Consider the following 10,685-nt stretch of genomic DNA (forward strand, 5'->3'; position numbering starts at 1 on the left):
AACTTGGCATCAAAAAATGACACGCTGTTGAGTTCTCAAGGATCGGACACACACCGTCGGTTAACTCGTTTTCGCGAGCCTCCCATCCGGGGCAACCTCTCTAGCCTAGAGGCACACACCCGTTCGGTCCAAATCCATGGCGATGGAGTTGATTCGAGGTGGTGTGGCCTAGTCGGCGTCGCTGTCGTCGCTTTCGCGGCCGCAGCGAAGTTCTACTGTACACGTCCCCGGCATCTGGTGCAAACGTCCTCCAGCCCGTCCTGCTCACTGACGGAAGTGTGCAGGTCAGAGGCCTAAGGGCGACGGAGCGCAACCGCGCTGGGCCTTCAAACGCTGCGCCTCACGCGGTGGGGGCGACGGTGATTCCGATCTTGCCGACCACATCCCCGCTGGCCAACTTCGTCAGTGCTGCCGTGGCCTGCGCCAGGGGAAAGATGCTGTCGATCTGTGGCCGGAGGCTCGCCACGCTGACGAAGGCACAGAGCGCGCTCAATTCTTGCAGCGTGCCCATGGTGGATCCCACCACGCGGAGCTGCTTGAAGAAGACCTTGGTCAGCTCGGCCTTGGTCGGCGCATCTCCGGAGGTGGCCCCGCAGATGACGATGGTCCCGCCCGGGCGGAGCGCGTTGACCGAGTGCGACCAGGTGGCTGCACCCACACTCTCGAGCACCGCGTCCACCCTGCGCGGCAGACGAGCGCCGCTCTCGAAAGCGTCGCTGGCGCCCAGGGCGAGAGCGCGTTGCGCCTTTGCCTCGTCGCGGCTCGTGACCCAGACGGTCAGACCGGCAGCGGCTCCGAGTTGGATTAGCGCGGTCGCCACCCCTCCCCCAGCCCCCTGGACGAGCACGGTGTCACCGGGTCGCACGTCGGCTTTGCCGAAGAGCATGCGGTAGGCGGTGAGCCATGTCGTCGACAGCGCTGCGGCCTCGACGGCGCTGAGGTGCTCGGGCTTGGCGACCCAATGGCCGTCCGGCACTGTCACCTGCTCAGCGAGCGTGCCCTGGTGAAGTTCTGAGAGCAACGAACGCCTGGGGTCCATCGTGATGTCCCCTGCCCATCCTGGCGTGCCCGCTATCACCGGGAAGAGGACGAGCTCCCCCAGGTCGCGGTGTCGCACCACCGCATCACAGCCCAGGATCATCGGCAGGCGATCCTCCCCCAACCCGACGCCACGCAAGGACCAGAGGTCGTGGTGGTTGAGGCCCGCCGCGACCACCGGGAGCACTACCCAGCCAGAGCGGTTCGCAGGCGGTGGCCGCTGCCCCACGGCCAGGCCGGCCAGCGGCTCGTCGGCGTGGATCGAGGCGGCGTAGGCGGCGAGCATGGACCCAGCCTAGCGAGGCGACCTTCGCACCCCGGCGGGCAGCGTCCGGACGGCGCGGCTCTCCTGATCACGGGACAGGAGGGCGTCCTCGCCATCGGGATAGTCGATTCGTTCCAGGCAGAGACCACGCGCCGGCATCACCTGGGTCCATGGGTCTCGCACTCCGGTGGCCAGGACCTCGGTGAGCCAGGTCGCGGATCGTCGCCCCTCGCCGACCACCAGGACACCACCGACGAGGGAGCGCACCATGTGGTGGCAGAAGGCGTCGGCCACGACTGTCCCGATCAGGGTGCCGTCCTCGTGCCGCCGCCAGCGATACTCCAGCAGCGTGCGGATGGTGGTCGCCCCGTCGCGAGACTTACAGAAGGCGCCGAAGTCGCGCAGACCCTGCAACGACTTCGCGGCCTGGTCCATGGCGTCCACCTCGAGCGTTCGATGCGCGATCACGGTGTCGCGACGACGTAAGGGGTCGAGGAGCTGCGCTCGGTCGGCGATCCGGTAGGAGTAATGCCGGCGCAGCGCCGAGAAGCGTGCGTCGAAGGCCTCGGGGACGGGGGTGGCCGATCGGACGACGATGTCAGCGGGCAGCACGCCACGGAGCCGGGTCACCAGGGCGACCCCAGGGTCACGGTCCGACCGGCCCGGGATGGCGCCCCATACCTGCGACGACACGTCGAAGTGAGCGACCGCCCCACGAGCGTGCACCCCCGCATCCGTGCGACCACCAACGGTCAGCGACGGCATCTCCCGCAGCACCGTGGTGAGGCCGCTCGTCATCTCCTGCTCCACGGTCCGTTGGCCGGGTTGTCGAGCCCAGCCGGAGAAGTCGGTGCCGTCGTAGGCGAAGTCAAGACGTACTCTCACCCCGATAGTCTGCCGTGCCGAGCGGGCACGCCGAAGGCCGCCTCCCAGAGGAAGACGGCCTTCGTAGGCGCTGCCTGGTCAGGTGAGGAAGATTACTTGCCCTCGTCTGCCAGACCCAGGTCGGCTCCGGCGTCCAGACCCTGGGCGGCGGCGCCACCTGCGGGCTCGAAGCCGGCGTGAGCAGCCGCCTCGGCGGTACGGAACCAGACCTCGGCGATCGTGGCGTCATACCACTGCGAGCCGGGGGTGTGGTACTTCATCGAGTCGGCGTTGCCCTTGACGTCGAAGCCCTCGGGGGCCGAACCGTCCTCGGTGGCCGCGTGGCTGTCCGGACCGAAGTCAGGCGCCTCATCGGCAGTCGCCTCGACGGTGTCGTCGGTCGCGACCTCGGTGGTCTCCTCGACCTCGACCGGGGCGACAACCTCGGCCGTCGCCTTGCGATCCTTGGCGGCACGCTTGGTGGCGCCCTCGGCCTGGGTGACGACCGCCTTCTTGGCCAGTGCCTCGCGGACCAGCTCGATCACGGCCATGGGGGCGTTGTCGCCCTTGCGCGGCGCGATCTTGGTGATCCTCGTGTAACCACCCTGACGCTCCTGCATGTCAGGGGCGATCTCGGTGAAGAGACGGTGCACGACGCTCTTGTCACGCACGATGGTCATGACCTTGCGGCGGTTGTGCAGGTCCCCGCGCTTGGCGAAGGTGACCAGACGCTCGGCCAGGGGCCGCAGCCGCTTGGCCTTGGCCTCGGTGGTGGTAATGCGGTCGTGCTCGAACAGGGCGGTCGCCAGGTTCGACAGGATCAGGCGCTCGTGCGACGGACCACCGCCGAGACGCGGACCCTTCTTGGGTGCAGGCATGAGATTAACTCCTCGGGAGAAGGCTGGAAGGGATCAGTACTGCTCGTCCTCGACGAAGGCGTTATCGCCCTGGTCGTCGAAAGACCCAACGTCGTAGCCCGCAGCGCCGGCTTCAAAGCCGCCGGGGCTGTCCTTGAGTGCCAGGCCCATCTCGGCCAGCTTCTCCTTGACTTCGTCGATGGACTTCGCACCGAAGTTGCGGATGTCGAGCAGGTCGGCCTCGCTGCGACCGACAAGCTCACCAACGGTGTGGATGCCTTCGCGCTTGAGGCAGTTGTAGGAGCGGACGGTCAGGTCCAGGTCCTCGATCGGCAGCGCCAGGTCCGACGCGAGCGCGCCGTCACCGACGGCCGGGCCGATCTCGATGCCCTCTGCCTCGACGTTGAGCTCGCGGGCCAGCCCGAACAGCTCGACGAGGGTGCGCCCGGCGGACGCGAGCGCGTCCCGCGGCGACATGGAGGTCTTGGTCTCGACGTCGACCACGAGGCGGTCGAAGTCGGTGCGCTGCTCCACGCGGGTGGCCTCGACCTTGTAGGTCACGGCCAGCACCGGGGAGTAGATCGAGTCGACCGGAATCCGGCCGATCTCGTGGTCCCCGGCCTTGTTCTGCTGCGCCGAGACGTAGCCACGACCACGCTCGACGGTCATCTCCATCTCGATCTTGCCCGAGTCGTTGAGGGTGGCCAGGTTGAGCTCGGGGTTGTGGATCTCCACACCAGCCGGTGGCGCGATGTCCGCTGCGGTGACCGCTCCGGCTCCCTGCTTGCGCAGGTACATCACGACGGGCTCATCGTGCTCGCTGGAGACGACCAGGTTCTTCAGGTTGAGGATGACCTCAGTCACGTCCTCCTTGATCCCGGGGATCGTGGAGAACTCGTGCAGCACGCCGTCGATACGAAGGCTGGTGAGGGAGGCGCCGGGGATGCTCGAAAGCAAGGTGCGACGCAGGGAGTTGCCGAGGGTGTAACCGAAGCCCGGCTCCAGCGGCTCGATGACGAACCGGGAGCGGTGCTCGGAGACGACCTCCTCCGACAGGATGGGACGCTGTGCGATGAGCACTGTTCATTTCCTTTCCACGGGCGACCGCTATATGACGCCCAGTGTGTTGCCGGCACGACACCGGCCGCACGCCATACCTCTGTCCGTATGACGTGCCGCGAACCGGGCGGGGGCACGAGGCCCCCGCACCGAGTCAGTTCTTGGAGTAGAGCTCGACGATCAGCTGCTCGGTGAGGATCGTGTCGATCTGCTCACGCGTCGGCAGCTGATGGATCAGGATCTTCAACGATCCGGGGATGACCTTCAACCAGGCCGGCACCGGACGGTCGCCGTAGGTCTCGCGAGCCAGCTGGAAGGGGAAGGTCTCCACGGACTGCTGGCGGACCTCGATGATGTCGTACTGCGAAACGCGGTAGGAAGGCACGTCGACGCGGTGGCCGTTGACCATGAAGTGACCGTGGGTCACCAGCTGGCGGGCAGCGCGACGGGTGCGGGCCAGGCCCGCACGGTAGACGACGTTGTCCAGACGCGACTCGAGGATGACGAGCAGGTTGGCGCCGGTCTTGCCGGGACGGCGAGCCGCTTCGGCGTAGTAGCGACGGAACTGCTTCTCCATGACGCCATAGGTGAAGCGAGCCTTCTGCTTCTCCTGCAGCTGGGTCAGGTACTCCTTCTCCTGGCTGCGACGACGACCGTGCTGACCCGGGGGGAAGGGGCGCAACTCGAAGTTCTTGTCGCCCCCGACCAGGTCGACCTTGAGCCGGCGGGACTTCTTGGTGATGGGTCCGGTATAACGGGCCATGATTTTTTACCTATTTCCTTCCGGTGCTCAGTTTCGGCGCTTCTTGGGCGGGCGGACTCCGTTGTGCGGCTGGGGCGTCACGTCGGAGATCGCACCGACCTCGAGGCCGGCGGCAGTCAGCGAACGGATCGCCGTCTCGCGGCCCGAGCCAGGTCCCTTGACGAAGACGTCGACCTTCTTCATGCCGTGCTCCATGGCGCGACGAGCAACAGCCTCGGCGGCCATCTGCGCGGCGTACGGGGTCGACTTACGCGAACCCTTGAAGCCGACCTGGCCCGAGGAGGACCAGGCGATGACGGCACCGGCGGGGTCGGTGATCGAGATGATGGTGTTGCTGAACGTGCTCTTGATGTGAGCTTGCCCGAAGGCGACGTTCTTCTTTACCTTCCGGCGCACCTTGCGGGCGGCGCCGGTAGCCTGACGGCTCTTGGGGGGCATGTGATTTCTCCTGAGGGAAGAGCAAGTGTGTCGATGTCGGCCGGAGGAGGCCCGGGTGAGCGAGCGGCGGCTTCGGCAGAAGGTGGGGGTCTGGCCCCCGACGTGTTACTTGCCGGTCTTCTTCTTGCCGGCGACGGTGCGCTTGGGCCCCTTGCGGGTACGCGCGTTGGTCTTCGTGCGCTGACCGTGAACGGGGAGTCCGCGGCGGTGCCGCAGCCCCTGGTAACTACCGATCTCCACCTTGCGGCGAATGTCGGCGGCCACCTCACGGCGCAGATCACCCTCGAGGCGGTAGTTGCCCTCGAGGTAGTCACGCATGAGGACCAGTTGCTCTTCCGTCAGGTCCTTGACGCGGGTGGACGGGTCGACACCCGTGGCCTCCAGCGTCTGGTCGGCGCGGGTTCGTCCCACGCCGAAGATATAGGTGAGAGCGACCTCGACGCGCTTGTCGCGCGGAAGGTCGACACCGATGAGTCGTGCCATGTGGCAGTGCTCCTGTGGTCTAGCGAGAGTGTGGGTGCAACACCGGTCCGCATCCTCTGTGGTGGGCATCTGCCCGCGGTCCCCGGCTCTCGCGGCCGGAGGTGACGTCCCGCGTCGACGGGGGTCGGGTGCTGCTGTTCGTCAGGTGACGTATTCAGTTGTCGATATCAAGTTGTCGCTGTCGCGAAGCTGCGACGTGCGTGGTTCTCTGCTCAGCCCTGGCGCTGCTTATGGCGCAAGTTCTCGCAAATCACCATGACCCGGCCGTTACGGCGGATCACCTTGCACTTGTCGCAGATCTTCTTCACGCTCGGCTGAACCTTCATGGCCTGCCTGCTTTCGGGTGATCTGTGAGTTGGATGGTCCGTGCAGCATTCCTCCCCGAAGGGAGGAAGCTTCAGCGGTAGCGGAAAACGATACGTCCGCGGGTCAGGTCGTACGGGCTGAGCTCCACGACGACCCGGTCCTCAGGGAGGATACGGATGTAGTGCTGCCGCATCTTGCCCGAGATGTGTGCCAAGACAACGTGTCCGTTGGTCAGCTCAACTCGGAAGTTTGCGTTCGGGAGGGCCTCAACAATGGTGCCCTCGATCTCAATGACGCCGTCCTTCTTCGCCATGTCCTCCACTTTTCGCGCGATAGATACTGCTACAGCCCATACAGGGCCGACGCACTATCGTACGGGATGGGCTAGAGGGAGCGAAATCGACTCCCGCGCACGCGGCCCAGGGACCAAGACCCCGGGCACAATCCAGAGGGTTCAGTCCAGGAGGGGCGCGCAGGCGATCCCGCGAGCAGCCAACGCAGCCGCACCCCCGTCGTGGGCCGTGAGCACCCACAGCCCGCCCGTGGTGACCGCAACGGTGTGCTCCCAGTGAGCAGCACGACTGCCATCGGTGGTGACGACCGTCCAGTCATCCTCCAGGGTGCGCGTTTCGATGGTGCCCAGGGTGACCATCGGCTCGATCGCCAGGGTCGCCCCCGCGGGCACCGTCGGACCGCTCGAGGTGACCCCGTAGTTAGGAACCTGGGGATCCATGTGCATCTGCCGGCCGATGCCGTGGCCGACATAGTCCTCCAGGATGCCGTACTCCTGCACGACGCCCTGTGCCGCACGCCGCAGCAGCGCTTGGTCGATGGAGGTCTCCACCGCGTCGCCGACGTCATACAGCCGGCCCCCGACGCGCAGCGCCGCTATGCCGTCCCACAGGGAGGACTCGGTGTCGTCCATGAGCGCGAGATCCTCGGGCCGGCCGTGCTCGCGGCCACCCACGATGAAGGTGACTGCGGCATCGCCGTGCCAACCCTGGACGATGGCACCGCAGTCGACGGAGACCAGATCGCCGTCGCGCAGCGCTCGATCGCCTGGCACCCCGTGCACGACCTCGTCGTTGACGGAGATGCACAGGCTGCCCTTGAAGCCGTGGTATCCGAGGAAACTCGGGATCGCACCGGCGCTGCGGATGGCCTCCTCCGCCCGCGCGTCCAGGTCGCCGGTGCTGACTCCGGCCACGGCCTGCTCGCGGGCGAGCTTCAGGGTGTCTGCCACGACCAGGCCGGCCTTGCGCATGGCGCGCAACTCGTCCTCGGTCTTGGCCTCGATGGCGTTGCGACGCTTAAAGATGGACATGTCGAGTGGGTATGCCGTTCTGTGCTCAGGCGATGGTCGGGCCAGACCCGCCGAGGGGGGCCTGCTCGAGCGCTTGCTCGACGCGGGCGGTGACCTCGTGGACCGTGCCCATGCCGTCGACCTGATGCAGCAGACCGCGGTCTGCATACACCGCGGCCAGCGGCGCGGTCTCCTCCGTATACAACTTCATGCGTTCGCGCACGACCTCTTCGGTGTCGTCGGCCCGTCCTTGCTCCTGGGCGCGCACCAGCAGGCGCGCCACCACGACGTCAGTGTCGACGGTGAGCTCGATGACCGCGTCGATCGTGTGCCCGGCCTCGCCGAGCATGGCGTCGAGTGCATCGACCTGACCAGGGGTCCGGGGATAGCCGTCCAGGAGAAAGCCATCCACAGCGTCCGGCTGCTCAAGGCGGTCACGGACGATCTGGTTGGTGATCTCGTCCGTGACATAGCCGCCGGACGCGGTGATCTCCTTGACCTGTCGGCCGAGCGGGGTCTCGTTCTTGATGTTGGCGCGGAAGATGTCACCCGTGGAGATGGCCGGGATGCCACGCCGGGCAGAGAGGAGGGCAGCCTGGGTGCCCTTACCGGCTCCCGGGGGGCCGAGCATGATGAGACGCATCAGCGGAGGAACCCTTCGTAGTCGTGCTGCTGGAGTTGGGACTCGATCTGCAAGACAGTCTGTAGCCCAACCCCCACGACGATGATGATCGAGGCACCGCCGAGGGGGAAGTCGACCACCCCAAGCATGTTGAAGGCGATCAACGGGATGAGCGAGACGGTGGCCAGGTAGAGCGCACCGGGAGTGGTGATCCGGTTGATGACGTATTCGAGGTACTCCGCCGTGGGGCGGCCGGCGCGGATCCCGGGGATGAAGCCGCCGTAGCGCTTCATGTTGTCCGCAACCTCCGTGGGCTGGAAGGTCACCGAGGTGTAGAAGAAGGTGAAGAAGATGATCATCGCGGTGTAGACCACCATGTAGACCCAGTGGGTCCCCTGGCCGCCGGCACCCATCGAGAGGTACTTATCCGCGAAGGACACCCAGGCAGCAGGCTCGACGCCGGGCTCGGAGGGGCGATTGAAGTTGGCCGCCATCTGGGGAAGCATCAAGATCGAGGCCGCGAAGATGATCGGGATCACGTTAGCCATGTTGAGCTTGAGGGGGATGTAGGTCGAGGTACCGCCGTACTGGCGACGACCGATCATCCGCTTGGCGTACTGCACCGGTATGCGCCTGGTGCACTGCTCGACGAACACGACCGCAGCCATGATCCCCAGCCCGATGACCATGACCACGATGAAGGTCGAGACCGACTTGGCATAGATCACCGAAAGGGAGGTCGGGAAGCTCGCGGCGATCGCGATGAAGATGAGCAGCGACATCCCGTTACCGATCCCGTGCTCGGTGATCAACTCCCCCAACCACATGATGAGGCCGGTGCCCGCCGTCATGGTGAGCACCATCAGCAGCAGGGCCCACACGCCGTCGTCGGGCATGATCGTCGCGCACGTGCCACCGAAGAGCCGAGACGGATCCCGCGCGAGGGTGACCAGGGTCGAGGACTGCAGCACCGCCAGCCCCATCGTCAGATAGCGCGTGTACTGCGTCATCTTCGTCTGGCCGGCCTGCCCCTCCTTCTTCAACTCCTCGAAGCGTGGGATCACTACGGTCAGCAACTGCACGATGATCGCGGCCGTGATGTAGGGCATGACGCCGAGTGCGAAGACAGAGAGCTGCATCATGGCGCCACCGGAGAAGAGGTTCGCCATCCCCAGGACGCTCCCACCCGCACTGGCGTTCTGCTGACACTGCTTGACCAGCCCGTAGTCGACGCCGGGGCTGGGCACGTGAGTACCCACCCGGTAGATCGCCAGGATCATCAGCGTGTAGAGGATCTTCTTACGAAGATCCGGCGTCTTGAACGCACGCAAGAACGCGGAGAGCATTCAGGTCCTCCTGTGGTTCCCTTGGCCCCTCGCCGGTGGACGGCGGTCGGCGTCAGGGAACGAGATTAGATCGCAGTGACGATAACACCCGGATGGGTGCAGGCTGGTACAGGCACGCAAGGCCCCGGACTCGCAGCAGGCGAGCCGGGGCCTCACGGCACATCGATCGACGACCTCAATCAGGCCTCGGTCACGGTTCCGCCAGCTGCCTCGATCTTCTCCTTGGCGGAGGCCGAGAACTTGTCAGCGGTGACGTCGACCTTCACGGACAGGTCGCCGTTGCCGAGAACCTTGACCAGGTGGCCCTTGCGGACCGCACCCTTGGTCACCAGGTCCGCAACGGACACTGCTCCACCCTGAGGGAAGAGATCGCCGAGCTGGTCCAGGTTGACGACCTGGTAGGTGGTCTTGAACCTGTTGGTGAAGCCACGCAACTTCGGCAGGCGCATGTGCAGCGGCGTCTGGCCACCTTCGAAGGTCGCCGGCACCTGATAGCGGGCCTTGGTGCCCTTGGTGCCGCGACCGGCCGTCTTGCCCTTGGACGCCTCGCCACGACCAACGCGGGTCTTAGCGGTCTTGGCACCGGGGGCCGGACGCAGGTGGTGGACCTTCAGCGCAGAGCTGCCGGTGGAATTCGTGCTATCGGACATGGTCAGTCAACCTCCTCGACGGTCACCAGGTGGGCGACCGCGCGAATCATCCCGCGAAACTCGGGACGGTCCGCCTTGATGACGGTGTGGCCGATCCGCTTCAGCCCCAGGCTCCGCACCGAGTCTCGGTGCTCCTGCTTGGTGCCGACGGTCGACTTGATCTGGGTCACCTTGAGCTGCGCCATCAGGCACCTGCCTTCGCTTGCGCACGCGCCTCGGCGCGAGCCCTCAGCATAGCTGCGGGAGCGACCTCTTCGACGGTCTTGCCACGGCGGGCAGCAACAGCCTCCGGCTGCTCCAAGCCCTTGAGGGCGGCGACGGTCGCGTGCACGATGTTGATCGAGTTGCTCGAGCCGAGCGACTTGCTCAACACGTCAGCGATACCGGCGCACTCCAGGACGGCGCGCACCGGGCCACCGGCGATGACACCGGTACCGGGGCTGGCCGGCTTGAGCATGACGACGCCTGCGGCGGCCTCGCCCTGCACCGGGTGCGTAATGGTGCCACCGATGCGGGGGACGCGGAAGAAGCTCTTCTTCGCCTCCTCCACACCCTTGGCAATCGCTGCCGGCACCTCTTTGGCCTTGCCGTAGCCGACTCCGACGGTGCCATCACCATCGCCCACCACGACGAGCGCGGTGAAGCTGAAGCGACGTCCACCCTTGACGACCTTGGAGACGCGGTTGATCGT

General features: G+C 66.0%; 15 protein-coding genes. All 15 read right to left on the bottom strand.

What is annotated here, in order from left to right; translation table 11 throughout:
- Positions 1 to 340 precede the first annotated feature (340 nt).
- The gene (locus tag Q4P07_RS12770; protein WP_303375298.1) at positions 341 to 1,324 is read right to left on the bottom strand and encodes a zinc-binding dehydrogenase; all 984 of its coding nucleotides are present in this window, start codon (positions 1,322 to 1,324) and stop codon (positions 341 to 343) included.
- A 9-nt stretch (positions 1,325 to 1,333) separates the two neighbouring features.
- Positions 1,334 to 2,188: a tRNA pseudouridine(38-40) synthase TruA gene (gene truA / locus Q4P07_RS12775; RefSeq protein WP_303375299.1), complete on the bottom strand. Its 855-nt coding sequence runs from the start codon at positions 2,186 to 2,188 to the stop codon at positions 1,334 to 1,336.
- A gap of 92 nt (positions 2,189 to 2,280) precedes the next feature.
- Positions 2,281 to 3,045, bottom strand: a complete 765-nt coding sequence (gene rplQ / locus Q4P07_RS12780; protein WP_303375300.1) for a 50S ribosomal protein L17 — start codon at positions 3,043 to 3,045, stop codon at positions 2,281 to 2,283.
- A 33-nt stretch (positions 3,046 to 3,078) separates the two neighbouring features.
- The gene (locus tag Q4P07_RS12785) at positions 3,079 to 4,104 is read right to left on the bottom strand and encodes a DNA-directed RNA polymerase subunit alpha (RefSeq protein WP_303375301.1); all 1,026 of its coding nucleotides are present in this window, start codon (positions 4,102 to 4,104) and stop codon (positions 3,079 to 3,081) included.
- A gap of 133 nt (positions 4,105 to 4,237) precedes the next feature.
- Positions 4,238 to 4,846, bottom strand: a complete 609-nt coding sequence (gene rpsD, locus Q4P07_RS12790) for a 30S ribosomal protein S4 (RefSeq protein ID WP_303375302.1) — start codon at positions 4,844 to 4,846, stop codon at positions 4,238 to 4,240.
- A gap of 27 nt (positions 4,847 to 4,873) precedes the next feature.
- Positions 4,874 to 5,284, bottom strand: coding sequence for a 30S ribosomal protein S11 (rpsK, locus tag Q4P07_RS12795; RefSeq protein WP_303375303.1), 411 nt, complete (start codon positions 5,282 to 5,284; stop codon positions 4,874 to 4,876).
- Between the two features lie 105 nt (positions 5,285 to 5,389).
- Positions 5,390 to 5,767 carry a 30S ribosomal protein S13 gene (gene rpsM / locus Q4P07_RS12800; RefSeq protein WP_303375304.1) on the bottom strand — a complete coding sequence of 126 codons (378 nt, stop codon included), beginning with the start codon at positions 5,765 to 5,767 and terminating at the stop codon, positions 5,390 to 5,392.
- A gap of 212 nt (positions 5,768 to 5,979) precedes the next feature.
- Positions 5,980 to 6,093 carry a 50S ribosomal protein L36 gene (gene rpmJ / locus Q4P07_RS12805; RefSeq protein ID WP_006592630.1) on the bottom strand — a complete coding sequence of 38 codons (114 nt, stop codon included), beginning with the start codon at positions 6,091 to 6,093 and terminating at the stop codon, positions 5,980 to 5,982.
- A gap of 71 nt (positions 6,094 to 6,164) precedes the next feature.
- Positions 6,165 to 6,386 (bottom strand): translation initiation factor IF-1, encoded by a 222-nt coding sequence (gene infA, locus Q4P07_RS12810; RefSeq protein WP_134773969.1) that lies wholly within the window; start codon positions 6,384 to 6,386, stop codon positions 6,165 to 6,167.
- A 141-nt stretch (positions 6,387 to 6,527) separates the two neighbouring features.
- On the bottom strand, positions 6,528 to 7,397 hold the full coding sequence (map, locus tag Q4P07_RS12815) for a type I methionyl aminopeptidase (protein WP_303375305.1): 870 nt from the start codon (positions 7,395 to 7,397) through the stop codon (positions 6,528 to 6,530).
- Positions 7,398 to 7,422: 25 nt separating this feature from the next.
- Positions 7,423 to 8,019: an adenylate kinase gene (locus Q4P07_RS12820; RefSeq protein WP_303375306.1), complete on the bottom strand. Its 597-nt coding sequence runs from the start codon at positions 8,017 to 8,019 to the stop codon at positions 7,423 to 7,425.
- On the bottom strand, positions 8,019 to 9,344 hold the full coding sequence (gene secY / locus Q4P07_RS12825) for a preprotein translocase subunit SecY (protein WP_303375307.1): 1,326 nt from the start codon (positions 9,342 to 9,344) through the stop codon (positions 8,019 to 8,021). The genes Q4P07_RS12820 and secY overlap by 1 nt, the downstream gene beginning before the upstream one ends.
- Positions 9,345 to 9,523: 179 nt before the next feature.
- Positions 9,524 to 9,994, bottom strand: coding sequence for a 50S ribosomal protein L15 (gene rplO, locus Q4P07_RS12830; protein ID WP_303375308.1), 471 nt, complete (start codon positions 9,992 to 9,994; stop codon positions 9,524 to 9,526).
- 2 nt (positions 9,995 to 9,996) lie between these two features.
- On the bottom strand, positions 9,997 to 10,179 hold the full coding sequence (gene rpmD, locus Q4P07_RS12835) for a 50S ribosomal protein L30 (RefSeq protein WP_303375309.1): 183 nt from the start codon (positions 10,177 to 10,179) through the stop codon (positions 9,997 to 9,999).
- Positions 10,179 to 10,685, bottom strand: a 507-nt coding sequence (gene rpsE, locus Q4P07_RS12840) for a 30S ribosomal protein S5 (RefSeq protein WP_303375310.1), incomplete at its 5' end; no start/stop codon positions are given. The genes rpmD and rpsE, both read right to left, overlap by 1 nt.

It is taken from the genome of Ornithinimicrobium sp. (assembly GCF_030537745.1).
GTDB lineage: Bacteria > Actinomycetota > Actinomycetes > Actinomycetales > Dermatophilaceae > Ornithinicoccus.

Excerpts from the sequence above, each read along its gene's own strand:
- rpsK (WP_303375303.1), bottom strand. The coding sequence starts at position 5,284 with ATGCCCCCCAAGAGCCGTCAGGCTACCGGCGCCGCCCGCAAGGTGCGC.
- Q4P07_RS12820 (WP_303375306.1), bottom strand. The coding sequence starts at position 8,019 with ATGCGTCTCATCATGCTCGGCCCCCCGGGAGCCGGTAAGGGCACCCAG.
- infA (WP_134773969.1), bottom strand. The coding sequence starts at position 6,386 with ATGGCGAAGAAGGACGGCGTCATTGAGATCGAGGGCACCATTGTTGAG.
- rpmD (WP_303375309.1), bottom strand. The coding sequence starts at position 10,179 with ATGGCGCAGCTCAAGGTGACCCAGATCAAGTCGACCGTCGGCACCAAG.
- rplQ (WP_303375300.1), bottom strand. The coding sequence starts at position 3,045 with ATGCCTGCACCCAAGAAGGGTCCGCGTCTCGGCGGTGGTCCGTCGCAC.
- Q4P07_RS12770 (WP_303375298.1), bottom strand. The coding sequence starts at position 1,324 with ATGCTCGCCGCCTACGCCGCCTCGATCCACGCCGACGAGCCGCTGGCC.
- rpmJ (WP_006592630.1), bottom strand. The coding sequence starts at position 6,093 with ATGAAGGTTCAGCCGAGCGTGAAGAAGATCTGCGACAAGTGCAAGGTG.
- rpsM (WP_303375304.1), bottom strand. The coding sequence starts at position 5,767 with ATGGCACGACTCATCGGTGTCGACCTTCCGCGCGACAAGCGCGTCGAG.
- secY (WP_303375307.1), bottom strand. The coding sequence starts at position 9,344 with ATGCTCTCCGCGTTCTTGCGTGCGTTCAAGACGCCGGATCTTCGTAAG.
- rpsD (WP_303375302.1), bottom strand. The coding sequence starts at position 4,846 with ATGGCCCGTTATACCGGACCCATCACCAAGAAGTCCCGCCGGCTCAAG.
- rplO (WP_303375308.1), bottom strand. The coding sequence starts at position 9,994 with ATGTCCGATAGCACGAATTCCACCGGCAGCTCTGCGCTGAAGGTCCAC.
- map (WP_303375305.1), bottom strand. The coding sequence starts at position 7,397 with ATGTCCATCTTTAAGCGTCGCAACGCCATCGAGGCCAAGACCGAGGAC.